Genomic DNA, 24546 nt, shown 5'->3' with positions numbered 1-24546 from the left:
CGCCGCGATGCGCCCGGGCAGGTTAGGACCGTCGTCCTGCGCGGGTCAATCGGGACGGCGCCTCAGGATCTTCCAGACGCCGTCCGCCGAGGCGAGGAGACGGGTGCCGTCGCGGACGTCGCCGCGCATGAACACCAGGGAGCCCGTGCGCTTGACGACCTGCGGCCGGATCTCGATCCAGTCGCCGAGTCGGCCGACATCGATGAACTTCATCTCCAGCTGGATGGTCACGCAGTTGGCGCCCCCGGCGGCGCGCATCGCGGTCTCGCCGAGGGCGCGGTCGGCGAAGCTCATCAGCATGCCGCCATGGACCACGCCGATCAGGTTGGCGTGCTTCTGATCGGCCCGGAACGCGTAGGCGCCGTCCGCGCCGCGGACGCGCAGCGGCCCGACATGGGCGATGAAGCCCTTGTCCTCCACCAGAGTCCAGCCTTCGGCGGGGTCGTGGGCGGCGGGGTCGTGGGCATCCGTGTCGGTCGTCATCGCGTCGGGTCCGTTCGTGTCGGGGTCTCGGAGGTCGGCTGTCAGGTTCCCCGGGGCTTGGCCCGGCGGGTCGGGGCCTCGCTGAGCGGGTCCTCCGGCCAGGGATGGCGCGGGTAGCGCCCGCGCATCTCGGACCGCACGGCCGCCCAGGATCCTCGCCAGAAACCCGGCAGGTCCCGGGTGATCTGGATCGGTCGCTGCGCCGGCGACAGCAGGTGCAGGACCAGCGGCCGCCCGCCGGCCCTGGGATGCCGGTCGAGGCCGAACAGCTCCTGCACCCGGACCGCCAGCGCCGGCTCCTCGGCCGTGTAATCGACCGGGATGCGCGAGCCGGTCGGCACCTCGACATGAGTCGGCGCCTCCGCGTCCAGTCGGGCGCGCAGGTCCCAGGGCAGCAGGGCCTGGAGGGCGTCCGCGAGGTCGCTCGCCGTGACCGACGCCAGGGCGGCGCGCCCCACCACGGCGGGCGCCAGCCACGTCTCCGCCGTGCGGGCCAGGGCGTCGTCCGACAGGTCGGGCCAGGCCGCGCCGTCGGCGGCGTGCAAGAAGGTCACCCGGGCCCGCCACTGCGCCAGGGCCGGCGTCCACGGCAATCGGTCGATCCCGAGATCGGCGATGCCGCGCGCCAGGATCGCGGCGCTGTCCGTATCGGGCGGCACCGGCAGCGGCCGTGACCCGAGACTGACCGCGCCGAGCCGCCGGACCGCCCGCGCCCGCAGGGCGGCCGCCTGCGGATCGAAGGCGATCTCGGTGCGCGACTCGATCCGGTCGGCGAAGAGGCGCTCGATCGCCTCGGTGCCGATCGCCGCCGCGGCCAGGATCCGGGCGTTACCGGCCGATCCGGCGAGGTCGGCGACCACCAGATGGGTCTCGCGGGCGAGCGGGCTCGCCGGGTCGAGGCGCCCGGCCCGACCGCTCGCCATCACGAACTCGCCCTCGCGGCCGCGCGCCCGGGCGACCCGGTCGGGATAGGCGAGCGCCAGGAGCGGCCCGGCGGCGGCCGGACCGGCATCCGGGCTCGCGGGGCCGGTGGCCCCGGCGTTCCGGGCCCAGTTCTCGGCGAGCCGGCGCATGTCGGCGGCGCGCCCGCCCCGGTCGCGGCGGAAGCGCTCGACCCGGTCGTCGAGGTCGACCCCGTCGCCCCCGAGGCCCCGCTCCACCAGCACGGCGGCGAGGTCGGCCGCGGCCCGCGCCTGGCCGGTACCGGCCGCGACCGTCACCATCCGGGCGAGCCGCGGCGGCAGCGGCAGCGCCCGCAGCCGCGCGCCGACCGGCGTCAGGCGGCCGTCGGCGTCGAGGGCGCCCAGCTCACTCAGCAGGGCGCGGGCCTCCGCCAGGGCCGGCGCCGGCGGCGGGTCGAGGAAGGCGAGCGCGCCCGGGTCGGTCACGCCCCAGGCGGCGCAGTCGAGGAGCAGCCCGGCGAGGTCGGCCGACAGGATCTCGGGCCGCGTGAACGGCTCCAGGGCGTTGGTGCCGGCCTCGGACCAGAGCCGCCAGCACAGGCCGGGCTCGGTGCGGCCGGCGCGGCCCCGGCGCTGGTCCACCGAGGCGCGGGAGGCGCGGGCCGTGACCAGCCGGGTCAGGCCGAGGCCCGGCTCGTAGACCGGGACCCGCGCCAGCCCCGAATCGACCACGATCCGGACGCCCTCGATGGTCAGGGAGGTCTCGGCGATGCTGGTCGCGAGAACGACCTTCCGGGTGCCGGCGGCGGCCGGCGCGACGGCGCGGTCCTGCTCGGCGGGCGTCAGCGCGCCGTAGAGGGGGGCGAGCTGCACCTCGGGGCCGACCTTCTCGGCCAGGAGATCCGCGGTCCTGCGGATCTCCGCCTGCCCGGGCAGGAACACCAGGATCGAGCCCGGATCGGCCCGCAGGGCCCGCAGCGTGACCTCGGCGACCGAGTCCTCGATCCGCCGGTTCGGATCGCGCTCAGCGTAGCGGGTCTCCACCGGAAAGGCGCGGCCCTCGGAGGCCACGACCGGGGCGTCGCCCATCAGCCGCGCGATCCGGGCGCCGTCGAGGGTCGCCGACATGACGAGGATCCGCAGGTCTTCCCGCAGGCCGCCCTGCGCGTCGAGCGCCAGCGCGAGGCCGAGATCGGCGTCGAGGGAGCGCTCGTGGAACTCGTCGAACAGGACGGCGCCGATCCCGGAGAGTTCCGGATCGTCCAGGATCATCCGGGTGAAGACACCCTCGGTGACCACCTCGATCCGCGTGCGGCCCGAGATCTTCGAGCCGAGGCGGACCCGCAGGCCGACCGTGCCGCCGACCGGTTCGCCCGAAGTCTGGGCCATCCGCGCGGCGGCGGCCCGGGCCGCGAGGCGGCGCGGCTCCAGCAGGACGATCTTGCGCCCGTCGAGCCAGGGCGCCGCGAGCAGGTCGAGGGGCACGCGCGTCGTCTTGCCGGCGCCGGGGGGCGCCACCAGGACGGCGGCGTTCCGCGCGGCGAGCGCGCGGCGCAGATCGGGGAGCGCCGCCTCGATCGGCAGCACGGGTGCGGGACCGGCCATCGCGGCCGCTGATGGCGCGGTGCGGCGCCGAGCGCAACCGGGCCGGGCCCGGGACCGCGACGCGTCCGGCATTCCCGTGACGCCGCGCGCGATTCGACACGGGCTTGCCGCCCCGGGCCCTGGTGGCCGCGCGGCGCCGCCGCGATCGTGCGGCGCGACTGCACAGATCCAACGGGAGCGAAACGATGACCCTCCGCCGCCGCGCGCTGACGCTGGCCGCCCTCGCCCTGGCCCTGCCGCTGGCGACTCCGCTGGCGACGGTGGCGGCGCGGGCGCAGGACCGGCTGCCGACCATCCCGCCCCAGGACTACACGCCCGAGCAGAAGCAGGCGGCCGAGGCCTTCGCGCAGGCGCGCGGCAAGCCGCCCTTCGGGCCGTTCGAGCCGCTCATGTACTCGCCGGAGGTGATGACGCTCGCCCGCTCGATGGGCGACTACCTCCGCTTCAAGCCGAAGATCGGCACCACGCTCTCGGAGCTGGTGATCCTGATGACCGCCCGCCGCTGGACGCAGGACTACGAGTGGTACGTCCACGCGCCGATCGCCGAGAAGGCCGGCATCTCCGCCGACATCATCGCGGCGATCCGCGACGGTCGCCGGCCGGCCAGGATGAGCGACGACGAGACCCTCGTGTACGAGTTCACCGCCGAGCTCCAGGACACGAAGCGCGTCTCCGACGCGACCTTCGCCCGCGCCGAGGCCCGGTTCGGCAAGCCCGGCGTCGTCGATCTGGCGGCGATCTCGGGCTATTACACGTTCCTGGCGATGGAGCTGAATGCGGCCCGCTACCCGATTCCCGCCGACGGCAAGCCGCTGCCGCGCATGCCCGAGTGAGCCGGCTTATCCACAGTCGTCCGGCAGCGGAAACCGCGTTGTCCACAGGGTTTGGCCGGTCACGCGCGGCCGGCCCGGCCGCCGTTGACGGAACGTTAACCCTTATGGCTTGTTCTCTTTTCGTTCCCGGACGCGACGAAGGAGAACCCGATGCTGACCCAGGTCCTGGCCCAGCGCGACGATCACGTATGCCCCGTCGAGGCGATCAGCACCGCGTATCTCGGCTTCGCGGGCGGCGATGCCGGGATCGCCCTGCGCTGCGCGATCGCCGACGCCCTGTCCGACCTGATGGAGGCCGAGCGGCGCACGCGCGAGCGCAGTCGCCTGATCTCCCGAGGCTACATCCGCACCGCCCCCGACATGGAGGCCGGACCGGCAAGCTGAACCGTGGCTGCAGGCCGGCTTCAGCATCGGTGCAGCGCGGGCGCGGCATTGTCCCTCGTGTGATCCGGGGCGCCGCAGGCGCTCCCGGCACCCACCGGAGACAGGTCATGACACGCATCGCTCTGCTCTCGGCCGCCGCGCTGATCGGCGCGGGCACCCTGGCCTCCACCGCCGCCGAGGCCCGCGGCGGCGGCGCCATCGCGGCCGGCATCATCGGCGGCCTCGCGGCCGGCGCCCTGATCGGCGCCGCGACCCAGGCCCACGCGTCGCCCGGCTACGGCTACGGATACGCGGATTACGGCTACGCCCCGGCTCCCGTGGTTGTGCGGGGGCCCCCGGTCTACCGCGTCTACGAGGAGGACGCGCCGGTCTACGCCACCCGCCGGACCGTGACCTACGAGCGGGTCCCGGTCGGCTACGGCTCCGCCCGCCACTGGGGCGGGGATTACGAGGGCGGCTACGGCTATCGCGGCTGGTGAGCCGGGGGTTGCGCCCGGCGCCGTGACGGCGCCCGGGCGCGTGGCTTAAGACGGTGGCGGCGCCGACCGAATCGGGTTTCCGGCACCCCACCGACGGGTCATCGACGGGTCCATGCTGGTCCACGAAGGCGAGACGCGCACCCCGGAGGCCGACAGGGCGCTCGCCCTCTCCCTCGCCGGGGTGGCCGGCGCGCTGAACACCGCCGGCTTCTACGCGGTGGGCCTCTACGCCTCGAACATGACCGGGAACGTCTCGGCCATCTCGGACCGGACCGGCACGGGCGACCTGCTCCTCGCCGCGCAGGCTGGGCTGCTCGTCGTCCTGTTCGTGCTCGGCGCCGCCACCGCGACGCTGCTGATCCGCCGCCGCCGCCGCGGGCACCGACCGGGCGCCTACGCCTACGGGGTCTGCGCGGAGGCGATCCTCCTCGTCGCCGTCGGCTTGGTCGTGCTGCCGCTCGAGGAGCCGGCGCGGAGCCACGCCCTGGTGCTCGGCTTGAGCTTCGTCCTGGGCCTTCAGAACGCGGCCGTGACCAAGATCTCCGAGGCGCGGGTGCGGACCACGCACGTGACCGGCATGATCACAGACATCGGCATCGAGCTCGCGCGCTGGCTGGACCGCGGCCCATCCGGCGCGGATCCACTCAAGCCCCACGATCCGGAGCGGCTGCGGCTGTACCTGCTGACCGTCGGCGCCTTCCTGGCGGGCGGTGTGGTGGGGGTCGTGGCCTACCGCCTCGTCGGCGTGGCCCTGCTCTTCGCGGCGGCCGCGATCCTGGCCGGCCTCGCCCTCCCGGCGCTCAGGCGGTGACGTCGAGGAGCTGACCCATCATGCGGTCGGCGGAGCGCGCCACCGCGGCGTTTAGCGCGAAGGCCGACCGCGACCCGATCAGGTCCAGCGCGGCGCCCGACAGGTCCAGCTGCGCGGCCGGCGGCAGGGCCGTGTCGCCGGTGGGCGCGCCGCTCGCCGCGATGGTCTCGGCCGCTTTCCCGAGCCGATTGGTGGCCCGGGTCATGCCGGTCGCGGCGGTCTGAAGGGCGTCGATCATGCCGGAATCTCCCCGCCGCCACTCTGGCAGGGACACGACAAGGGCCGGTTTCGGCGATCGCTCAAATGCGATCCATCCGGCGCGACGGCCGCCGCGTCCGCCTCACCCCTTCGGCGCGCACACGGTCACCGGAGAGGCGCCGCCGTAGGGCCGTTCCGCCTCGGCGATCTGCTTCGCGGCCGCCTCGCAGGCCTGCTTCGTGTTGAACTCGACGGATCCGATCGCGGAGCCCGAGCCGGCGAGCATGATGATGAGCACGTAGACCACGCCATTCCCCTCCGGCATCCCGGTCCGGCGTCGCGCTGCGTGCTGGTGCGGACGGCGGGACTCGAACCCGCACGGCCTCGCGGCCGCAAGATTTTAAGTCTCGTGCGTCTACCGGTTCCGCCACGTCCGCATGCACCCTCGGTAGCGGGGGCGGCGGGTCCGATCAAGCGGGGGGCGTCCAGCCATACAGCCAGGCGTAGCGGTCGCGCATGCCGTCTGGGCCGAGACGGGCCATCACGGCGTTGCGCAGGAACGCCACCACGCCGCCAGCGTGGTAGGTTCGGCCGTTGCTCCGCGCCGCTTTCTGAACCCGTCGCACCCGTGCGGTCCGCGCGCCCGAATACGCCGCGAGCGCGGCCGGAACGTCGGCGTTGTCCGCGAGGGCGCGCGTGAGGACTGCGGCGTCCTCGATCGCCAGGGCGGCCCCCTGCGCGAGATAGGGCAGCACCGGGTGGCCGGCATCGCCGATCAGCGCGAGCCGGTCGCGGGCGAGCGGGCGCGCCACGGCCCGGTCGGCGAGCGACCAGACCAGCCAGGAATCCGGCAGGCTCAGGAGGTCGCGCAGCGGCGCGGCGCTGCCGCGCAGATGCCCGCGCAGCACGGCCGGCTCCCCGAGCCGGCCCCAGCCCTCGTCGCCCACCGCCTCGGGCACCACCGCCACCACGTTCAGGAACTGGCCGTCCCGCACCGGGTAATGCACCACGTGCCGGCCGCGGCCGAGCCACAGGCCGGTGGCGCCGCCGCGCAGGTCCTGCGGGACCGCCTCCATCGGGATGAGCGCGCGCCACGCCGCGGCCTGACCCGGGCGGAGCGGCGCCGAATCGAGATGCGCGCGCAGCCGGGACCTCAGCCCGTCCGCGCCGATCGCGAGGTCGAAGGCGACCGGCTGGGCCCCGCTCGCGCCCTCGACGGTGAGGACGGCCTCGGACGCGGTCTGGGACACGGCGGTGACGGTGCGCCCCATCAGCAGGCGGATCGTCGAGCGGCTCCGGAGCGCGTCGAGCAGCAGCGTCTGCAGGTCGGCGCGGTGGATCACGTAGTAGGGCGCGCCGAAGCGGCTCTGCGCCTGCGCGCCGAGCGCCACGCCGCCGATGCGGCGGCCGCTGTCCAGGGCCCGCACCTCGACGGCGGGCGGCTCGCTCGCCGCCCGGCGCAGCGCCGCGGAGAGCCCGAGGCCCGCCAGAGCCCGGCTCGCGTTGGGCGAGATCTGGATCCCGGCCCCGACTTCGCTGAAGCCGGTCCGGCGCTCGATCACCGTGACGGCGTGGCCGGCATCCGACAGCGCCAGCGCCGCCGTCAGGCCGCCGATCCCGGCCCCGACGATCCCGATCCGCAGTGATGGACTGCCAGAAGGCACGGTGGGCGGCGCCTACTCCGCCGCGACCTTGGCGTCGTCCCGCCACACGCAGGCCTGCGGCTCCGCCTCGTCGGCCTTCAGGCCGGCCCGGTAGCGGTAGAGCGTCGAGCAGTACTGGCAGATGATCTCGCTGTCGGCGCCCATGTCGAGGAACACGTGCGGGTGGTCGAACGGCGGCAGCGCGCCGATGCACATGAACTCCTTCACGCCCACGGTGATAACCGGCACGCCCGGCTCGTTGTGGAAGTGCGGTACCGCCTTGCCTGCCATCCGGCCCTCGCCTGCCCCGCGACTGACCGCGCGGCGAATCTGCCAGCGCGCTCCCGGGCGTCTCGCGGCCGCTTATGCCGCCAGCCCCGCGACCGGCGCAAGCCTCGCCCGACCTACGACCGATGCGGCTTGGACTCGCGGGCCCCGCGCCGTACATAGGGCAAAGCCCGATTGACGCCGCCGCGAAAAAAGTCCCGACCATGCAGCAGGAACAGGCCAGTGCGCAGGGTGCGCGCCGCGCCCCGGAACCGCCGATCCACGGTCCCGAGGGCTTCGAGGGCATGCGCCGGGCGGGGCGGCTCACCGCCGAGGCCCTCGACCTGCTGATGGAGGCGACGCAGCCCGGTGTCACCACCGAGGAGCTCGACAGGCTCGCCTACACCTTCGCCATGGACCACGGCGCCTATCCGGCGTCGCTGCTCTATCGCGGCTACCCGAAGTCGATCTGCACCTCGATCAACCACGTGGTCTGCCACGGCATCCCCAACGACAAGCCGCTGCGCGAGGGCGACATCGTCAACCTCGACATCTGCCTGATCCTCGACGGCTGGCACGGTGATTCGAGCCGGATGGCCTATGTCGGCGAGGTGCCGCGCAAGGCCCAGCGCCTGTGCGAGATCACCTACGAGGCGCTGATGCGGGGCGTCGCCGCTGTGAAGCCCGGCGGATCGACCAACGACATCGGCCGGGCGATCCAGTCCTACGCCGAGGGCGAGCGTTGCTCGGTGGTGCGCGATTTCTGCGGCCACGGCCTCGGGCGCACCTACCACGACGCGCCCACGATCCTGCACTACGTCGAGGCCAGCTACGACGTGCCGTTCAAACCCGGCCAGTTCTTCACGATCGAGCCGATGATCAATCTGGGCCGGCCCGCCGTGAAGGTCCTGGGCGACGGCTGGACCGCCGTGACCCGCGACCGCTCGCTCTCCGCCCAGTTCGAGCACACGGTCGGTGTCACCGAGACCGGCGTCGAGATCTTCACGATCTCGCCGAAGGGGCTGCACCAGCCCGTCAACCCGGCCGCCTGACCGACCGTGCCCGAGCGGCAGGACGACGGTGAGGCGGGGCTGTTCGCCGACAGCGCCGCCCCGTCGCCGGTCGAGAAGGAGACGCCGCACTACCACGGCCATCGCGACCGCCTGCGGGAGAAGTTCTCCGCCGCGGGGCCCGACGCGCTGCCCGATTACGAGCTGCTGGAGCTCGTCCTGTTCCGGGCGATTCCCCGGCGCGACGTGAAGCCCCTCGCCAAGGCGCTGGTCGCCCGGTTCGGCAGCTTCGCCGAGGTGGTCAGCGCCGAGCCGGCGCGGCTCATGGAAGTGGAGGGCGTGAGCGCCGGGGTTGCGTCCGACCTCAAGGTGATCGAGGCCGCGGCGCGGCGGCTCGCCCGGGGCGCGATCCGCGAGCGCGCGCTCCTGGGCTCGTGGAGCGCGCTGCACGAGTATCTGCGCGCCACCATGGCGTTCGCCCCGCGCGAGGAGTTCCGCGTCCTGTTCCTCGACAAGCGCAACCACCTCATCGCCGACGAGGTGCAGGGACGCGGCACCGTCGACCACACGCCGGTCTACCCGCGCGAGGTCGCCCGCCGGGCGCTCGAACTGTCGGCGACGGCCATCATCCTGGCCCACAACCACCCGTCCGGCGACCCGGCCCCGTCGGCGGCCGACGTGGCGATGACCCGCGAGATCGTGGCCGTCCTGGCGCCGCTCAAGATCGTGGTCCACGACCACGTGATCCTCGGCCGAAACGGTCACGCCAGCCTGAAAGGCCTGAAGTTGATCTGATCCTCCGGCCGCCTTGAGCGTTATCGCCCGCGGATATAGCCATGATCGGGTGGCGCGCCTCTTGCCTCAAGAGCGGGAGCGTACGGGAGGAGCGAGATGGCGGTGACGGCCTTCGACGAGATGAACGGGATCGGCGCGGCCGATCCGGCGGCCGTCCGCGACGCCTACGGCCAGCTCAAGGCCTGGCTCGACTCCACGCCGCCCGAGCATTTCAACACCCGCCGCAGCCAGGCCGAGCTGCTGTTCCGCCGGATCGGCATCACCTTCGCGGTCTACGGCGACAACGAGTCGACCGAGCGGCTGATCCCGTTCGACATCATCCCCCGGGTGATCACCAAGCCGGAATGGGCCTTCCTGGAGCGCGGGCTGACGCAGCGGGTCACCGCCATCAACCTGTTCCTGAAGGACATCTACGGCGCCCAGGAATGCATCAAGGCCGGCATCATCCCGGCCGACCTCGTCTACCGCAACGCCCATTACCGCATGGAGATGCGGTCCTTCCGCGTGCCGCACGACCTCTACGTGCACATCGCCGGCATCGACATCGTCCGGACCGGCGAGAACGATTTCTTCGTCCTGGAGGACAACGCCCGCATCCCGTCGGGCGTCTCCTACATGCTGGAGAACCGGGAGGTGATGCTGCGCCTGTTCCCGGACCTGTTCTCGAAGCACCGGGTCGCGCCGGTGGAGAACTACCCGGACGCCCTGCTCGCCACCCTGCGCAGCCTCGCGCCGGGCTCGGCGACCCGGGACCCGACCGTCGTACTGCTGACCCCCGGACGCTACAATTCCGCGTTCTACGAGCACTCGTTCCTGGCCGACAAGCTCGGCGTCGAGCTGGTGGAGGCGTCCGACCTCTTCACCAAGGACGACGTCGTCTACATGCGCACCACCGAGGGGCCGCGGAAGGTCGACGTCATCTACCGCCGCCTCGACGACGACTTCCTCGACCCGCTGGTCTTCCGCCCGGACTCGGTGCTCGGCGTGCCCGGCCTGATGAACGCCTACGAGCGCGGTTCGGTCACCCTCGCCAACGCGGTTGGGACCGGCATCTCGGACGACAAGGCGGTTTACAGCTACATGCCGGAGATCGTGAAGTTCTTCACCGGCGAGGAGCCGATCCTGCACAACGTGCCGACCTATCGGTGCCGCGAGAAGGACGCGTTCGCGTACGTGATGGACAACCTGTCCGACCTGGTGGTGAAGGAGGTCAACGGCTCGGGCGGCTACGGGATGCTGGTCGGGCCGCATGCCAGCAAGCGCGAGCTCGACGACTTCGCCAAGAAGCTCAAGCACGCCCCGGACGGGTTCATCGCCCAGCCGACCCTGTCGCTCTCCACCTGCCCGACCTTCGTGGCCTCGGGCGTCGCGCCCCGCCACGTCGACCTGCGGCCCTTCGTGCTGTGCGGGGCCGACAAGATCCGCATCGTTCCGGGCGGCCTGACCCGGGTGGCGCTGAAGGAAGGCTCCCTGGTGGTCAATTCCAGCCAGGGCGGTGGCACCAAGGATACCTGGGTGCTCGACGCCTGAGCTCCGCGATATCCGGACGTTCCGAGGCGCGGACACCGTGGTCCGCACGACTTGGCTGAAGACCGATGCTCTCCAGGACTGCCGACAACCTCTTCTGGCTCTCCCGCTACGTCGAGCGCGCCGACTTCGTCGCCCGCATCCTCGACGCGGCGCACCGATTCGCGTCTCTGCCGACGAGCTACGGCGGCGGCGGGAGCAACGAGTGGGAATCGGCCCTCGCCTCGGCCGGTGACCCCGACGCGTTCAAGACCCATTACAGCGCCGTCAACGCCGACACGGTCTGCGACTTCCTGGCCTTCAGCCCGCACAACCCGTCCTCGATCCGCTCCTGCATCGAGGCGGCCCGCGAGAATGCCCGCTCGGTCCGCACGGCGCTCACCACCGAGATGTGGGACGCGATCAACGGCGCGTGGCTGGAACTGCGCAACTACGCCGGCAAGGACCTCAACCGCGACGAGTTCGGCCGCTTCCTCGACTGGGTGAAGACCGTCTCGCTGACCTTCGACGGCTCGGCGTTCCGGACGATGCTGCGCAACGACGCCTTCTGGTTCACCCGGCTCGGCACGGCGATCGAGCGGGCGGACAACACCGCCCGCATCCTCGACGTGAAGTACCAGATCCTGCTGCCGCACGACGAGACGGTGGGCGGCAGCCTCGACTACTTCCAGTGGACCACGATCCTGCGCGAAGTGTCGGCGTTCAACGCCTACCACTGGGTCTACCGGGAGAGCATCAAGCCGCTGCTGGTGGCCGACCTCCTGATGCTCAACAAGCAGATGCCGCGCTCCTTCGCGAACTGCTACGGCGTGATCGTCGAGTATCTCGACCTGATCGCCGACGCCTACGGCCGCCGGGGCCCGAGCCAGCGCCTCGCCGGAAACATGTTGGCGAAGCTGGAGGGCGAGGATATCGACCGGGTCTTCGCCACCGGGCTGCACGAGTTCGTCGAGGCGTTCATCGCCGAGAACAACAAGGTGGGCGAGGCGATCGCGAAGCAGTATCTGGTCGGCTGAACAGGACGGACAGGACGGCGCATGCGCATCCGCGTGGTTCACGAGACCATCTACACGTACGAGCAGCCCGCCCGCGGGCTCGTGCAGGTCCTGCGGCTGACGCCGCGCGACCATGATGGGCAGTACGTCCGCGGGTGGCGGATCGACACCACCGTCGACGGGCGGCTGACCGCCCGCGAGGACGGGTTCGGCAACGTCGTCCACTGGTTCACCCCGGACGAGCCGGCCGACGCCCTGACCATCCGGGTCACCGGCGAGGTCGACACCGACGACACGCACGGCGTCGTGCGCGGCACGGTGGAGCGCCTGCCGGACGAGTTCTACCTGCGCGACACGGACCTGTGCGCCGCGAGCCCGGAGTTGCACGCCTTCGCGGAGCGCGTCGCCGCCGAGGACGACGGTGCGACCTTGGCCCGACTCCACCGGCTGATGGGGGCTGTCCACGGTGCTGTGGCCCACGAGCCCGGTCCCGCGAGCGGCGCGGTGCCGGCCGGCAAGGCGTTCGCGGCGGGCCGCGGGATCTGCCAGGATCTCGCCCACGTGCTCATCGCCGCCGCCCGCCACATCGGCATCCCGGCGCGCTACGTCGCCGGCTACCGGGCCCGGGAGGACGGGCAGGCGGATGTCGAGGCGCCCCACGGCTGGGTCGAGGCCCTGGTGCCGGATCTCGGCTGGGTGGCGTTCGACCCGTGCTACGATGTCAGCCCGACGGACAACTACATCCGCGTCGCCACCGGCCTGGACTATCTCGGGGCGGCGCCGATCCGCGGCAGCCGGACCGGCGGTGGCACCGAGACACTGGACGTGAAGCTCCGGGTCGAGCAAGGCAGGGCCGCCGCTCAATCCTGACCGTCCCGACCCCGGTCCGCCGACCGCACGAGAGCCCGAAAACGATGACCTACTGCGTCGGTGTCCTGGTGGAGGAAGGGCTGGTCATGGTCGCCGATACCCGCACCAATGCGGGGCTCGACGACATCTCGACCTACCGCAAGCTCCACCATTTCAACGTGCCGGGCGAGCGGGTGATGATGCTCGCCTCCGCGGGCAACCTCTCGATCACCCAGTCGGTGCTCAGCCTGCTCCAGGAGGGCGTGCCCGGCGAGGAGGAGGGTGAGCCGCCGCAGAAGCTCGTCGAGGCGCCGACGATGTTCCAGGCGGCGCAGCTGATCGGCCGGGCCATCCGGCGGGTGCGCGCCATCGAGAAGGACGGGTTCGAGGCGGCCAATATCCGGTTCTCGATCTCGCTGCTGTTCGGCGGCCAGATCGGCACCGGCGAGATGCGGCTGTACCTGATCTACTCCGCCGGCAATTTCATCGAGTGCAGCACCGACGCGCCGTTCCTCCAGATCGGTGAGCACAAGTACGGCAAGCCAATCCTCGACCGCGCCGTGAAGTACACGACCGACCTCTACGACGCCCTCAAGGTGAGCCTGGTCTCGATGGATTCGACCATGCGGTCGAATCTGGGCGTCGGCCTGCCGATCGACATCGCGGTCGCCCGCCGGAACGCGCTGACGCTCGAGGTGAACCACCGGATCGAGGCCGGCGAGGGCTACTTCCACGATCTGCGCGAGCGCTGGTCGGCGGCGCTGCGCGCGGCGCACCGGGCGATCCCGCGCCCGCCCTACGGACCGTCCAACGCCTAGGGCAACCACAGCATCGGCCGTCTTGCTCCGCTGCGCTCGCCGGGACGGGGGCAGATTTCTACGTGGCTGTCCGAGCTGCTGAAGACTCCGCTGCGCCCCAGGCCTCGAGGAGTGCCCGGGTCGCGTCGGCCGGATCCAGGGCGCGCATCGGGCCACCCATGACGGCGAAGCCCGCAGCCCCCGCCGCGCGACAGGCCCCGATCACCTCCGGACCGACACCGCCCAGGGCCACGATCGGCAGGCCCACCGCGCGTGCGGCGGCGAGGCCCTCCGGTCCGAGAGCCGGTCCGTAACCGGGCTTGCTCGTGGTCGTGAAGATGGGGCTGAGGGTCACGTAGTCGGCGCCGGCCCGCGCGGCGGCCGCGGCCTCACGCGGCGCGTGCGCGGAAACGCCGATGAGCGCAGCCGCGCCCAGGGTGGCCCGCGCCGCCGCGATCGCCTCCGGTCCCGAGCCGCCGCCGAGATGCACGCCGTCGGCACCGAGGGCGCGCGCGAGCGCGACATCGCCTCCGATCGTCAGGACGCCGTTCGCGGCCCGCACGCGCTCGGCCACGCGCGCGCCGAGGCGCAGGCGGGCATCCGCCTCCAGGTCCCGGTCGCGGAACCAGATCCAGCGCCCGCCGCCGTCGAGGACCGCCTGGACGGTCTCGACGAGGGGCCGCGGATGCCCGTGCCGGTCCGTCACCGCGAGCAGCGGCGACGGCAGCGCCCTCACGAGCCGACGAGGCCGAGCTGCGGGCTCGACGGCTCGGCCCGGCCGCGGCGGGGGATTCGCCCGGCGCGGTGCGCGTCGCGCCCGGCCTCCACGGCCCGGCCCATGGCGCGGGCCATCCGCACCGGATCGTCGGCCTTGGCGATCGCGGTGTTGATCAGGCAGGCGGAGGCGCCGAGTTCCATGGCGATTACCGCGTCCGAGGCGGTGCCGATCCCGGCATCGACCACCACCGGCACTGTCGCCCGGCGGCAGATCAGCTCCAGGTTGGCCGGGTTGGCCACCCCCATGCCGGAGCCGATCAGCGAGCCCATGGGCATCACGGCGGCGCAGCCGAGATCCTCCAGGCGCTGGCACACGATCGGGTCGTCGTTGCAGTAGGGCAGCACGACGAAGCCGTCATCCACGAGATGGCGGCAGGCCTCGATCAGCTCCATCACGTCCGGGTAGAGCGTCTCCCGGTCGCCGATCACCTCGACCTTGATCCAGTTGGTGTCGAGCGCCTCGCGGGCGAGCTCGGCGGTCATGATCGCGTCCCGGGCCGTCTCGCAGCCGGCGGTATTCGGCAGGAAGCGCTTGCCCTTCAGGATCTTGACCGTGTCCGAGCCGTGGCCCTGGAGCGAGACCCGGCGGATCGAGGCGGTGACCACGTCGGCGCCGCTCGCCGCGACGGCGTCGCGCATGATCGCCTGCGTCGGGTAGCCGGCGGTGCCGATGAACAGCCGGGACGACAGCCTCACCCCGGCGATGGTCAGGCTGTCATCCCCGCCCTCGGGGCGCGGCGGCAAGTGACTCTGGTCCATGCTCAACCTCCCTGCATGGCGCGGACGATCTCGACCCGGTCGCCCTCCGCGACCGGTGTCTCGCCCCAGTCCCGGCGGCGCAGAACGCGGCCGTTCAGCGCGATGGCGACGCCCTGCGGGCTCTCGATGCCGCTCTCCTCCGCCTCCAGGCGGAACAGGGCGTCCACCGTCTCGACCGCGCACTCGCGCGGCTCACCGTTGACGAGGAGTTTCATGCCGAGGCCCTCAGCGCTTCCGGCTGGCCGAAGCGCGCGCGGGTGAAGGGACGCGCCACCTCCGGCAGCGCGCCGCGCAGCACCAGCGCGGCGATCGCGTCGGCGGTGACCGGGGCGAGCAGGTAGCCGTTGCGGTGATGCCCGGTGGCGGCGACGAGGCCAGGGGCGATCGCGTCGAGGATCGGTGCGTCGTCGTCCGAGGTCGGTCGGTAGCCGCTCCACACAGCCTCCACCTCCATCTCCTCGATGCCGGGCAGCACCCGGCGGGCGCCCTCCAGCAGGGCGTAGAGCCCGCCCGCGGTGACGCCGGGACGGAAGCCGCAATCCTCCACGGTCGCGCCCACGACGAGCTGGCCGTCGCTCTTCGGGGCCATGTGGACCTGCTCGGTCCAGACCATCCACGCCAGGGTACCGGTCCGGGCGGTGGTGCGCAGGGCCAGGGACTGGCCCTTCAGCGGGCGGACCGGAAGGGCGAGCGCGTCGGGCAGCAGGCCGCCCTCCCCGCTCCAGGCGCCGGAGGCGAGGACGACGGTCTCGGCCGCGACGACGCGGTCGCCGGCGCGGATCCCGGTCACGCGGCCGCCCGACCAGTCCAGGGCGGTGACGGGGGTCCGCTCAACCAGGATCGCGCCGGCGCGGCGGCAGGCCTCGGTAAGGGCGTCCATGACCAGACGGGGATCGACCTGATGGTCGAGCGGGCAGTGGATCCCGGCGGTGACGGAGGGGCGCAGGCCCGGCTCCAGGCGCCGGACCTCGCTGCCCGGCAGCCACGTGGCCTCGAGCCCCGAGCGGCGCTGAAGGTCGAAGCGGAAGCGCAGGCGCTCGACCTCGTCGCGGCCGACCGCCAGCACCAGGGTGCCGTCGGCGCGGTAGTCGATCGCCCGGCCGGACGCGGCCTCCAGGGCGTCGCGGAACGCGGGCCAGAGCCGCAGCGAGTCCAGGGCGAGCGGCAGCAGCGGATCGGAGCCCGGCTCGTGCTCGGCGGCGGGGGCCAGCATGCCGGTGGCCGCGAGGCTCGCGCCCGCCCCGATCGTGTCCCGCTCCAGCACCGTCACGGCGCGGCCGGCCCGGGCGAGGCGCCACGCGATCGACAGCCCGATCAGCCCGCCGCCGACCACGGCGACGTCCGTTCGCGCCGGAAGGGTCGCCGGCGCGACGCTGCCGTCCGGGTTGCGGCGGCGGCCGATCGGTGAGGCGGGTCGGTCGAGGGGCACAATCATCTCCGCGGATTGCCGTCGCGGAGATCGGGCCGTGCGCTTCGGTGAGAAGCTGTGGCCTGCCTTTCAGGCGGCCGCGGTCCAATCCCTACGCCGGTATGAGCCGGATCAGGTTCGAAGGATTTCCGCGCCGCAGGTCCTGACGGACGTGCCAGCGGTTTCTCAGCCCCTTGCCGGGGATCTCCCTGGAACAGACGCAGATGTGGCTCCCCGGCCGCTGCCGGTCAACCCCGCGCCGCGAGCATCCAGTCGTTCCCGCGACAATCCGCGGATCCCGGTGACGATCTGGACACCAAGCGGAGCGGAATCGGCGCGCGCGCCGCGGCGGCGACCGCGATCGCGCACCATCCCTTCACCGGTCTGGCATCTCATCACCGGGATTCCGGAACGTCTCCGGTCGCCGGCACTCCACGTCACGGGCGGACTCGCGTGCGCGCAATCCTATTGATCTGCCTGCTCGGCTTCCTCGGTGTCACGGCCGCCTTGAAGCTGCGCGACGGCATGAGGCCGGCGCCGGTGGCCCTCGCCGTCACGCCGCCGCCGGAGCCCGTTCCCGCAGTCGACGCCGCCGGCGTGGCTCTCCAGGCCGGGCGCAACGGCCACTTCTTCGTCAACGCGCTGCTGGACGGCCGCTCGCTGCCGATGATGGTCGATACGGGAGCGAGCGCCTGCGCGTTCTCCGAGGAGGATGCCGCGCGGATCGGGATCCGGGTCACTCCGACCGATTTCACCCGCGTCTGGAACACCGCGAACGGCACAGTCCGCGTGGCGCCGATCCGGATCGCCATCGTGCAGATCGGATCGATCACGGTGCGGGACGTCGATGCGGTCGTGATCCCGCGCGGGCTCCTGTCGACGAGCCTGCTGGGCATGTCGTTCCTCAGGCGTCTGCGCGATTTCGGCATCTCTGGCAGCACGATGACGCTCAGGGGCTGAAGCGGCCGGAGATCGACGCTGATCTGTCTGGCCGAGGCGCGCCTGTGGGGATCCCCCGGGCCTGCACCAGGGGATCGGCTGCGGGCCCAACGCCCGCGCCGATGACCTACGGCGTTCGGGCCTCGTGCCAGCCCGATGGCGGGTGTCTCCTGATCCGCTCGATCAGTCTGTCGGTCGCGGGTATTTGCAGTCATAAGACCGTGAGCCGGAGTATTTATATATAACTGGCCGATTATATGTAGTTTCAGATATTTAATCCAAATTTTGCCGGAAGATATGTTTGTTTTGTCAGCGCATTCCGGCAATGCTAGGAGCGTTCATGACTGCGCATCCGACACGTGAGCGCACGATGGGACGGCTTCGGTATGAAGAATCGCGGATCGAAGATCTGTTTGTCCATGATCGTGAAGGACGAGGCCCACGTTATCCGGCGTTGCCTCGATTCTGTTCGTCCGATCATCGATCATTGGATCGTCGTCGATACCGGCTCGACGGATGGAACCCAGGATGTCGTCCGTGCCGCGCTCGCGGACATACCGGGTGCCCTGGTCGAGCGCCCCTGGGTTGATTTCGCCTTCAACCGGAACGAGGCCTTGAAACTCGCGCGGCGTCACGCGCAGTACGCATTGATCATCGACGCCGACGATGAGCTGATCATCCCGGCGGACTTCACGATGCCGACGCTGCGTGCGCCCGGCTATCGGTTCGAGATCATCGACGCGCACACGCGGTACTGGCGCAACCAGCTGGTCAGCACCCGGGAGAACTGGCGTTACCGGGGCGTCCTGCACGAATTCCTCAGCTGCCCCGGCGTGACAGAGACACCGATCCTCCCCCTCGCGATGCGTCGGGGCGACGACGGTGCCCGCCACCGCGACGCGACGGCGGACGCGCGGGATATCGCCGTCCTCGAGAAGGCGCTGGCGGTCGAGACGGACCCCTTCATGATCGCCCGGTACACGATGTACCTCGGCACCACCTACGACGCCGCCGGCGAGTACCGGAAAGCGCTCGCCTGCTTCCTGAAGCGGGCCGATCTCGGCGGATGGGACGAGGAGGTCTATTTCAACCTGCTGATGGCCGCGGTGAACGCGGAGCGCCTCGACGAGCCGGAGGACAGGGTGCTGCAGCTCTACGAGCGCGCCACCGCAATCCGTCCGGGACGGGCGGAGGCGCGCCACGGGGCCAGCCGATTCTGCAGGCTGAGGAAGCGGTTCGCGGAAGGCTATCGTTACGCCGAGGCGGGCTTGGCTCTCGAGCTTCCGAGCGAGGGCATCTCCCTGAACCCGTGGGTCTACGAGTACGGTTTGCTCGACGAGTTCGCCCTCAACGCGTACCACAGCGGCCAGTTCAGCGCCTGCGGACATGCCTGCCTGAAGATCCTCGAGCGAGCGCATGTCCCGCGGGAGGTCGCCATACGCGCCGGCGCCCTGGCCCGGGACGTGATGGCGCAGATGATCGATCCGGTCTGGGGTTGCCGGCACACACCCTACGCTCTGCCGTTCGTGCCGACGTGGTGACACGCACCGCGCGCGGATCGCCCGCGAGCCTCAGATCGCGGCGGATCTCCGCGAGCGCCGCGTGACGTCGGGTCCGATCGGAGGGCCGCTCAGCTGGACTTGCGCGGCCGCAGGAATTTCGGCCGGAACACCGCCATGGGCTCGTCGAAGCCGTTGAGCCGGTGCTCTCCCATTGGGATCGGGTCTCCCCAGAGGAAGTCCACGAAGGGCTTCGACATCAGCAGCGGCTCGCCGAGGGCGCGGTTCAGCTGCGCGATGCGGCTCGCGAGGTTCACGTCGCGGCCGATCACCGTGAAGTCGAGGCGTGAGCCGGACCCGACATTGCCGTAGGCGGCCTCGCCGTGGTGGAGCGCGATGCCGGCGGCCACCGGCACAGGGAACTGGTGCAGGGCGTTCGCCTCGTCGAGGGCCGCCAGGGCGTGCTGGGCCGCCGTGAGCGCGCCCTTGGCCGCGCCGCCCAGATCGTCGCCGGTTTCCCGGAAGATCGCCAGCAGGCCGTCGCCGAGATACTTGAGGACCTCGCCGCCCTCACGCTCGATCGGCGGCACGAGGCAGTCGAAGAACACGTTGAGCAGGCCCACCGCCTCCTCCGGCGTCATGTCGGCGGTGGTGCGGGTGTAGTCGCGCATGTCGGCGAACAGGATCGCCGAGCGGATCCGGGTCACCTGCCCGCGGCGGATGTCGCCGGCCAGGATCGCCCGGTGCGGCTCGTCGCCGACATAGAGCCGGAGCACGTGGTCGAGCTGCTTGTTGAGGACGCGCATCTCCATCACGGCCGCCAGCGCCGGCATGACGAAGCGGAGGATCGCGATGTCGTCGTCCCGGAACCCCTCGGGGGCCCGCGTGGCGAAGGTGATGCCGTTCTGCGTGCCGTTCGTGAAGAACAGGGGCGCCACGACGTAGTGGGTGTAGCCGCCGGCCTTCAGGTCGGGAACGATCGCGTAGGCGTCGTCCGGAGTCTTCGACAGGTCGAGGATCAGCCACTCGCCGGTCTCGTGGACCGTGTGGAACGGGCTGTTGAGGTACGCGTCCGTCGAGCGGGCCCCGTGGGGGAACAGCCGCACGGTGGTGCCGCCGTCCCGCGTCCAGATGCGGCCGACGCCGGCATATTCCGAGTGCAGGGTGTCGATCGCCGTGGAGGCCCGGTCCACCGGCACGCCGATCGCGATCAGGCGCTCGGCGAGCCCGGCCAGCATCTCCTCGGCGTTGGGCATCCGCGCGCCCTCGCCGAGAAGCCAGTCGCGGATGCCCACGGAGGGCTGGAGCGCGCCGAAGGGCACGTCGTCGGCCTCCGAGCCGTCCGCGAAGGCCGTCGGGGATCCGGGCGTTGGCGGGCGGCGTTCGAGCATGGCGCCAGACTGGATGCCGCGCGGCACCGAGGCAACGCGGGCGACGGGGAAGCGCCGCGCGGTCCGCGGCGCGGGCTCAGTTGTCCAGGAAGCTCCTGAGCTTCCGGCTGCGCGAGGGATGCTTGAGCTTACGCAGCGCCTTCGCCTCGATCTGGCGGATGCGCTCGCGGGTCACCGAGAACTGCTGGCCGACTTCCTCCAGGGTGTGGTCGGTGTTCATGCCGATGCCGAAGCGCATGCGCAGCACGCGCTCCTCGCGGGGCGTGAGCGAGGCGAGGACCCGCGTCGTGGTCTCGCGCAGGTTCGACTGGATCGCCGCGTCGATCGGCAGGACGACGTTCTTGTCCTCGATGAAGTCGCCGAGGTGGCTGTCCTCCTCGTCGCCGATAGGCGTCTCGAGGGAGATCGGCTCCTTGGCGATCTTCAGGACCTTGCGGACCTTCTCCAGCGGCATGGCCAGCTTCTCGGCCAGCTCCTCCGGGGTCGGCTCGCGGCCGATCTCGTGCAGCATCTGACGCGACGTGCGGACGATCTTGTTGATCGTCTCGATCATGTGCACCGGGATGCGGATGGTCCGGGCCTGGTCGGCGATCGAACGGGTGATCGCCTGCCGGATCCACCACGTGGCGTAGGTCGAGAACTTGTAGCCGCGGCGGTACTCGAACTTGTCGACCGCCTTCATCAGGCCGATGTTGCCCTCCTGGATCAGATCCAGGAATTGCAGGCCGCGGTTCGTGTACTTCTTGGCGATCGAGATCACGAGGCGCAGGTTCGCCTCGATCATCTCCTTCTTGGCCTGCCGGGCCTCGCGCTCGCCCTTCTGGACCATGTTGACGATGCGGCGGTACTCGCCGATCTCCAGGCCCGTCTCCGAGGCGAGGTCGAGGATCTGCGCGCGCAGCTCCGCCACCTGCCTCGAGCCGCGCTCGACCAGGTTCTTCCAGCCCTTGCCGCCGAGCGTACCGACGCGCTCCATCCAGTTCGGATCGAGCTCGTAGCCCTGGTAGTGGCGCAGAAACTCGTCGCGGGCCACGCCGTGGCTCTCGGCGAAGCGCATCAGCCGGCCCTCGTGGCCGATCAGCTGCTTGTTGATCGAGTAGAGCTGGCCGACCAGCGCCTCGATGCGGTTGTTGTTCAGAGACAGGGACTTCACGTCGGCGACGACGATGTCCTTCAGCTCGATCTGCTTCTGATTCTGGGCCGGGGTGTTCTGCTCGCCGGCGGCCTTGCGCTCGGTGCCCTCGATCTGGAACTTGCGCAGCTTGCGGTAGTTCGCGGCGATCGCGTCGAAGGTCTCGAGGACCCGCGGCTTGATCTCCGCCTCCATGGCGGCGAGCGAGACGTTGTTCTCGAGGTCGTCCTCGTCGTCGCCACCCTCCGGCGGCGCGGGCGGCTCCGCATCGTCCCCGCCATCCTCGCCCTCGGCGATCTGCGGCGCGTTCTTGCCGTCCGGGCCCGCGTAGGTCGCCTCGAGGTCGATGATGTCGCGCAGGAGGACCTTGCCCTCCACGAGCTCGTCCCGCCAGATGATGATCGCCTGGAAGGTCAGCGGGCTCTCGCAGAGGCCCGCGATCATCGCCTCGCGGCCGGCCTCGATGCGCTTGGCGATGGCGATCTCGCCCTCGCGGGACAGGAGCTCCACCGAGCCCATCTCGCGCAGGTACATGCGCACCGGATCGTCGGTGCGGTCGGTCGGCTCCTTGGTGGTCGTGGCGACCGCGACGGCGCGCGCCGGCGCGACCTCGGCGACCTCGCCGCCTTCGGCCTCCTCCTCCTCGCCGTCCGCGGCCTTCTCGCCCGCGGCCTCGTCGGTCTCCTCGGCCTCGACGACGTTGATGCCCATCTCGGAGAGCTGCGAGAGCACGTCCTCGAGCTGGTCCGGATCGGACTGCCCCTCGGGCAGGACCTCGTTGACCTCTTCGTAGGTCACGTAGCCGCGCTTCTTGGCGAGCTTGACCATCCGCTTGACCGAAGCATCCGTCAGGTCGAGGAGCGGCCCGTCGGTCTGCTGCTCGGGGGCAGCGTCCGTCTCGTCCCGTTCCGTTGCCTTCGTCGCCATGATCAGCCTATTGTTTCGCACGCGGCGCGTAGCGGAGGCCCCGATGAGGCCGGTCCACGCCGTCGGCGCCGCTGTATGAGATCGGCGCCAGATCGCTCCGGTCGCCGTGAGTCGTCGGTTTCCGTATGCAAGCTCGAGGCTTGACCGATTGTTAACTATGGCGGGACACGTCACCCCGCCACCGCCATGACACAGGCATCACACGGCCGTCGAGTCGCTCGACACCGGTGCATCGGCCTCCGCCTCGGCGGCGATGACGGTTTCCAGCCTCGCCTTCACTTCGCAGAGCCATGCCCACCCGGCATCGGTCGGATCGTCCTCAAACGCCTGCCGTGCTTCGCGAAGTTCGCTATGTAGCGCTCCTGCCTGCCGGTGCAAGATCATCGCCTGTCGGAGCGCGTCTGCGCGGTGGGCAGGATCGGCGTGCGGGGCCAGGGTCGTGCGGTCCCGCGAGCGGGCCAGGGCGAGGATTCGATCGGCCGCCCCTGTGAGTCCGGCGCGATTGATGCGGTTCTGCAACACCTCGGGCGCCGTGTCCTCGTCCTCGGCCGCGCAGGCCAGCAGGACCGACAGCAGCGCCCGGGCGTCGGGATCGGCGAAGTCGAGCTCGGCCGCCTCCTCGCCGAACTCCGCCATCATCTCGGGATGGGCCAGCAGGGTGCCGACGATCACCGCCTCGCGCACCGGGGCGGCGCCCGTGAAGCCCGCCGAGGCCGTCACCGAGGGACTCGGGCTCCCGGTGATGCGCGGCGAGACGGGCTCGCCGGGCCGGGCGAAGCGCTGGCGCCCGCGCGGGGCCGCGCCGGCGGCGCGGTTGGCGCGGGGCGACAGGCCGCGCAGGCGCTCCTCGACATCGTCGCGATAGTAGCGCCGCACGGTCTCGTCGCGAATCGTCGCGACGGTGGTGCGCAGGGTCTGGGTCAGGCCGGCGCGGCGCTCCGGCGTGTCGACCGGTCCCGCCTCGAGGGCGCGCCGCCACAGCAGCTCCGAGAGGGGAAGCGCGGCCGCGAGCACCTGGTCGATGGCCGTCGGGCCGCCCGAGCGCAGCAGGTCGTCCGGATCCTGGCCGCCCGGCAGCAGCGCGATCCGCAGCGAGCGGCCGGGCTCGAGGATCGGCAGCGCGATGTCGAGGGCCCGGAAGGCCGCCCGCTGGCCGGCCTTGTCACCGTCGAAGCACAGGATCGGCTCGTCGGCGTGGCGCCAGAGCAGCCCGAGCTGGTCCTCGGTGAGAGCGGTGCCCAGCGGCGCCACCGTCTCGGGATGGCCCGCGAGCATCATGGCGATGACGTCGACGTAGCCCTCCACCGCGATGATCGAGCCGCGATCATGCGCGGCCTTGCGGGCGCCGTGCAGGTTGTAGAGCGTCCGGCCCTTGTGGAAGAGCGGCGTCTCCGGCGAGTTGAGGTACTTGGCGCGCACCTCTTTGGCGAGCGCCCGGCCGCCGAAGGCCACGACCCGGCCGCGGGTGTCGGTGATCGGGAACATCACCCGGTCGCGGAAATAGTCGTAGGGGACGGAGACCCCCTCCCCAGCCGCGAGCAGGCCGAGTTCGACCATCAGCGCCTTCTCGACCCCCTGCCCGGCGAGGTGGTCGCGCAGGGCGTAGCGCTCGCCCGGGGCGTAGCCGAGGCGGAAGGCGCGCTGCGTCTCGTCCCGCAACCCGCGCCGCTCGAGATAGGCGCGGGCCTCGCTGCCCTGGCCGGATCGCAGGCGCTCCTCGAACCAGCGCGCGGCCATCTCCATGACCTCGATCGCCCCGGCCCGCTTCTGCTCGCTGGCCCGGTTGTCCTCGGTGGGCGCCGGCAGGCTGACGCCGGCCTCGCCCGCCAGCCGCTCGACCGCCTCGGGGAAGCTGAGGCCCTCCGTCTCCATCAGGAAGGTGAAGATGTCCCCGTGCTTGGAGGACGAGAAGCAGTGGTAGAACTGCTTCTGATCGTTCACGTAGAAGGACGGCGTCTTCTCGGCGTTGAACGGCGACAGGCCGCGCCACTCGCGTCCGGCTTTCTTCAACTGCACGCGGCGGCCGACCACCGACGAGGCCGGCAGCCGGGAACGGATCTCTTCCAGGATGTGGGGCGGATAGCGCACGGGGCCTGGGACGGGTTGCGTGAACCCGCTCCTATAGCGCGAGAGGCG

The 24546-nt window shown here is 71.5% G+C and carries 25 protein-coding genes, 1 tRNA gene and 1 riboswitch; of the genes, 12 read left to right on the top strand and 14 right to left on the bottom strand.

The annotated features are described in order from the left end of the window. Positions 1-45: 45 nt before the first annotated feature. Both ASG32_RS03065 and hrpB read right to left on the bottom strand, forming a co-directional pair. Entirely contained in the window at positions 46-483 is a 438-nt protein-coding gene (locus ASG32_RS03065) for a PaaI family thioesterase (RefSeq protein ID WP_056522474.1), read from the bottom strand. Positions 484-524: 41 nt separating this feature from the next. Further along, complete coding sequence (gene hrpB, locus ASG32_RS03060; protein ID WP_056522471.1) at positions 525-2990, bottom strand: ATP-dependent helicase HrpB; 2466 nt, start codon at positions 2988-2990, stop codon at positions 525-527. Positions 2991-3175: 185 nt separating this feature from the next. Between hrpB and ASG32_RS03055 the strand changes: the two genes are divergently transcribed. From ASG32_RS03055 to ASG32_RS03040, 4 genes are all read left to right on the top strand, one after another. Then, complete coding sequence (locus ASG32_RS03055; protein WP_056522468.1) at positions 3176-3823, top strand: hypothetical protein; 648 nt, start codon at positions 3176-3178, stop codon at positions 3821-3823. 150 nt (positions 3824-3973) lie between these two features. Beyond that, positions 3974-4207, top strand: a complete 234-nt coding sequence (locus ASG32_RS03050; RefSeq protein WP_056522462.1) for a hypothetical protein — start codon at positions 3974-3976, stop codon at positions 4205-4207. Between the two features lie 107 nt (positions 4208-4314). Further along, positions 4315-4686, top strand: coding sequence for a hypothetical protein (locus tag ASG32_RS03045; protein WP_056522459.1), 372 nt, complete (start codon positions 4315-4317; stop codon positions 4684-4686). A 112-nt stretch (positions 4687-4798) separates the two neighbouring features. Next, a complete protein-coding gene (locus ASG32_RS03040; protein WP_056522456.1) occupies positions 4799-5497 on the top strand; it encodes a YoaK family protein in 699 nt (232 codons plus the stop codon). Here the strand turns inward: ASG32_RS03040 and ASG32_RS03035 are convergent. The 5 genes from ASG32_RS03035 to ASG32_RS03015 form a co-directional block, all read right to left on the bottom strand. Further along, on the bottom strand, positions 5487-5735 hold the full coding sequence (locus ASG32_RS03035) for a hypothetical protein (RefSeq protein ID WP_056522453.1): 249 nt from the start codon (positions 5733-5735) through the stop codon (positions 5487-5489). The genes ASG32_RS03040 and ASG32_RS03035 overlap by 11 nt on opposite strands. Before the next feature lie 102 nt (positions 5736-5837). After that, positions 5838-6020, bottom strand: a complete 183-nt coding sequence (locus ASG32_RS03030; RefSeq protein ID WP_020093516.1) for a hypothetical protein — start codon at positions 6018-6020, stop codon at positions 5838-5840. Positions 6021-6045: 25 nt separating this feature from the next. Then, positions 6046-6132, bottom strand: a tRNA-Leu gene (locus ASG32_RS03025). Positions 6133-6165: 33 nt separating this feature from the next. After that, positions 6166-7359, bottom strand: a complete 1194-nt coding sequence (locus ASG32_RS03020; protein ID WP_056522450.1) for an FAD-dependent monooxygenase — start codon at positions 7357-7359, stop codon at positions 6166-6168. Between the two features lie 12 nt (positions 7360-7371). Continuing rightward, positions 7372-7629, bottom strand: a complete 258-nt coding sequence (locus ASG32_RS03015) for a zinc-finger domain-containing protein (RefSeq protein WP_020093518.1) — start codon at positions 7627-7629, stop codon at positions 7372-7374. A gap of 200 nt (positions 7630-7829) precedes the next feature. Between ASG32_RS03015 and map the strand changes: the two genes are divergently transcribed. The 6 genes from map to ASG32_RS02985 all read left to right on the top strand — a co-directional run bounded on the left by map (position 7830) and on the right by ASG32_RS02985 (position 13599). Beyond that, entirely contained in the window at positions 7830-8657 is an 828-nt protein-coding gene (map, locus tag ASG32_RS03010) for a type I methionyl aminopeptidase (protein WP_056522448.1), read from the top strand. A 6-nt stretch (positions 8658-8663) separates the two neighbouring features. Then, on the top strand, positions 8664-9410 hold the full coding sequence (gene radC / locus ASG32_RS03005) for a DNA repair protein RadC (RefSeq protein WP_020093519.1): 747 nt from the start codon (positions 8664-8666) through the stop codon (positions 9408-9410). A 96-nt stretch (positions 9411-9506) separates the two neighbouring features. Further along, positions 9507-10940: a circularly permuted type 2 ATP-grasp protein gene (locus tag ASG32_RS03000; RefSeq protein ID WP_020093520.1), complete on the top strand. Its 1434-nt coding sequence runs from the start codon at positions 9507-9509 to the stop codon at positions 10938-10940. Between the two features lie 65 nt (positions 10941-11005). Beyond that, positions 11006-11953 (top strand): alpha-E domain-containing protein, encoded by a 948-nt coding sequence (locus tag ASG32_RS02995; RefSeq protein WP_056522445.1) that lies wholly within the window; start codon positions 11006-11008, stop codon positions 11951-11953. Between the two features lie 21 nt (positions 11954-11974). After that, entirely contained in the window at positions 11975-12802 is an 828-nt protein-coding gene (locus tag ASG32_RS02990) for a transglutaminase family protein (protein ID WP_020093522.1), read from the top strand. 44 nt (positions 12803-12846) lie between these two features. Next, positions 12847-13599, top strand: a complete 753-nt coding sequence (locus ASG32_RS02985; protein WP_020093523.1) for a peptidase — start codon at positions 12847-12849, stop codon at positions 13597-13599. Positions 13600-13657: 58 nt separating this feature from the next. Here ASG32_RS02985 and ASG32_RS02980 read toward each other — a convergent pair whose 3' ends face one another. From ASG32_RS02980 to thiO, 4 genes are read right to left on the bottom strand one after another with little or no spacing between them, the layout of a single operon-like run. Further along, a complete protein-coding gene (locus ASG32_RS02980) occupies positions 13658-14314 on the bottom strand; it encodes a thiamine phosphate synthase (protein ID WP_056522442.1) in 657 nt (218 codons plus the stop codon). Next, positions 14311-15114: a thiazole synthase gene (locus ASG32_RS02975; protein ID WP_056522440.1), complete on the bottom strand. Its 804-nt coding sequence runs from the start codon at positions 15112-15114 to the stop codon at positions 14311-14313. The genes ASG32_RS02980 and ASG32_RS02975 overlap by 4 nt, the downstream gene beginning before the upstream one ends. Positions 15115-15116: 2 nt before the next feature. Then, complete coding sequence (thiS, locus tag ASG32_RS02970) at positions 15117-15329, bottom strand: sulfur carrier protein ThiS (RefSeq protein WP_020093526.1); 213 nt, start codon at positions 15327-15329, stop codon at positions 15117-15119. Beyond that, positions 15326-16549, bottom strand: a complete 1224-nt coding sequence (gene thiO, locus ASG32_RS02965) for a glycine oxidase ThiO (protein WP_056522436.1) — start codon at positions 16547-16549, stop codon at positions 15326-15328. The genes thiS and thiO overlap by 4 nt, the downstream gene beginning before the upstream one ends. A gap of 64 nt (positions 16550-16613) precedes the next feature. After that, positions 16614-16742: riboswitch (TPP riboswitch) on the bottom strand. 233 nt (positions 16743-16975) lie between these two features. Between thiO and ASG32_RS02960 the strand changes: the two genes are divergently transcribed. Beyond that, positions 16976-17482, top strand: a complete 507-nt coding sequence (locus ASG32_RS02960) for a TIGR02281 family clan AA aspartic protease (RefSeq protein WP_244491783.1) — start codon at positions 16976-16978, stop codon at positions 17480-17482. Between the two features lie 398 nt (positions 17483-17880). After that, complete coding sequence (locus ASG32_RS02955) at positions 17881-19002, top strand: glycosyltransferase (protein WP_244491782.1); 1122 nt, start codon at positions 17881-17883, stop codon at positions 19000-19002. Positions 19003-19091: 89 nt separating this feature from the next. On the opposite strand, the gene ASG32_RS02950 is transcribed toward ASG32_RS02955, so the two are convergent. From ASG32_RS02950 to dnaG, 3 genes are all read right to left on the bottom strand, one after another. Next, a complete protein-coding gene (locus tag ASG32_RS02950; protein ID WP_020093530.1) occupies positions 19092-20351 on the bottom strand; it encodes an adenylate/guanylate cyclase domain-containing protein in 1260 nt (419 codons plus the stop codon). 76 nt (positions 20352-20427) lie between these two features. After that, entirely contained in the window at positions 20428-22410 is a 1983-nt protein-coding gene (gene rpoD / locus ASG32_RS02945) for an RNA polymerase sigma factor RpoD (protein ID WP_020093531.1), read from the bottom strand. 198 nt (positions 22411-22608) lie between these two features. Continuing rightward, the gene (dnaG, locus tag ASG32_RS02940; protein ID WP_056522428.1) at positions 22609-24498 is read right to left on the bottom strand and encodes a DNA primase; all 1890 of its coding nucleotides are present in this window, start codon (positions 24496-24498) and stop codon (positions 22609-22611) included. Between the last annotated feature and the right edge of the window lie 48 nt (positions 24499-24546).

The sequence above is a fragment of the Methylobacterium sp. Leaf361 genome (assembly GCF_001424445.1).
In the GTDB taxonomy this organism is placed as follows: domain Bacteria; phylum Pseudomonadota; class Alphaproteobacteria; order Rhizobiales; family Beijerinckiaceae; genus Methylobacterium.
This window is presented reverse-complemented; position numbering and strand designations above follow the sequence as displayed.

Excerpts from the sequence above, each read along its gene's own strand:
- ASG32_RS02955 (WP_244491782.1), top strand. The coding sequence starts at position 17,881 with ATGATCGTGAAGGACGAGGCCCACGTTATCCGGCGTTGCCTCGATTCT.
- ASG32_RS03000 (WP_020093520.1), top strand. The coding sequence starts at position 9,507 with ATGGCGGTGACGGCCTTCGACGAGATGAACGGGATCGGCGCGGCCGAT.
- rpoD (WP_020093531.1), bottom strand. The coding sequence starts at position 22,410 with ATGGCGACGAAGGCAACGGAACGGGACGAGACGGACGCTGCCCCCGAG.
- ASG32_RS03050 (WP_056522462.1), top strand. The coding sequence starts at position 3,974 with ATGCTGACCCAGGTCCTGGCCCAGCGCGACGATCACGTATGCCCCGTC.
- ASG32_RS03030 (WP_020093516.1), bottom strand. The coding sequence starts at position 6,020 with ATGCCGGAGGGGAATGGCGTGGTCTACGTGCTCATCATCATGCTCGCC.
- ASG32_RS02985 (WP_020093523.1), top strand. The coding sequence starts at position 12,847 with ATGACCTACTGCGTCGGTGTCCTGGTGGAGGAAGGGCTGGTCATGGTC.
- ASG32_RS03065 (WP_056522474.1), bottom strand. The coding sequence starts at position 483 with ATGACGACCGACACGGATGCCCACGACCCCGCCGCCCACGACCCCGCC.
- map (WP_056522448.1), top strand. The coding sequence starts at position 7,830 with ATGCAGCAGGAACAGGCCAGTGCGCAGGGTGCGCGCCGCGCCCCGGAA.
- ASG32_RS03055 (WP_056522468.1), top strand. The coding sequence starts at position 3,176 with ATGACCCTCCGCCGCCGCGCGCTGACGCTGGCCGCCCTCGCCCTGGCC.
- ASG32_RS03035 (WP_056522453.1), bottom strand. The coding sequence starts at position 5,735 with ATGATCGACGCCCTTCAGACCGCCGCGACCGGCATGACCCGGGCCACC.
- ASG32_RS02995 (WP_056522445.1), top strand. The coding sequence starts at position 11,006 with ATGCTCTCCAGGACTGCCGACAACCTCTTCTGGCTCTCCCGCTACGTC.
- ASG32_RS03040 (WP_056522456.1), top strand. The coding sequence starts at position 4,799 with ATGCTGGTCCACGAAGGCGAGACGCGCACCCCGGAGGCCGACAGGGCG.
- thiS (WP_020093526.1), bottom strand. The coding sequence starts at position 15,329 with ATGAAACTCCTCGTCAACGGTGAGCCGCGCGAGTGCGCGGTCGAGACG.
- ASG32_RS03015 (WP_020093518.1), bottom strand. The coding sequence starts at position 7,629 with ATGGCAGGCAAGGCGGTACCGCACTTCCACAACGAGCCGGGCGTGCCG.
- thiO (WP_056522436.1), bottom strand. The coding sequence starts at position 16,549 with ATGATTGTGCCCCTCGACCGACCCGCCTCACCGATCGGCCGCCGCCGC.
- ASG32_RS03045 (WP_056522459.1), top strand. The coding sequence starts at position 4,315 with ATGACACGCATCGCTCTGCTCTCGGCCGCCGCGCTGATCGGCGCGGGC.
- ASG32_RS02990 (WP_020093522.1), top strand. The coding sequence starts at position 11,975 with ATGCGCATCCGCGTGGTTCACGAGACCATCTACACGTACGAGCAGCCC.
- ASG32_RS02975 (WP_056522440.1), bottom strand. The coding sequence starts at position 15,114 with ATGGACCAGAGTCACTTGCCGCCGCGCCCCGAGGGCGGGGATGACAGC.
- ASG32_RS02950 (WP_020093530.1), bottom strand. The coding sequence starts at position 20,351 with ATGCTCGAACGCCGCCCGCCAACGCCCGGATCCCCGACGGCCTTCGCG.
- hrpB (WP_056522471.1), bottom strand. The coding sequence starts at position 2,990 with ATGGCCGGTCCCGCACCCGTGCTGCCGATCGAGGCGGCGCTCCCCGAT.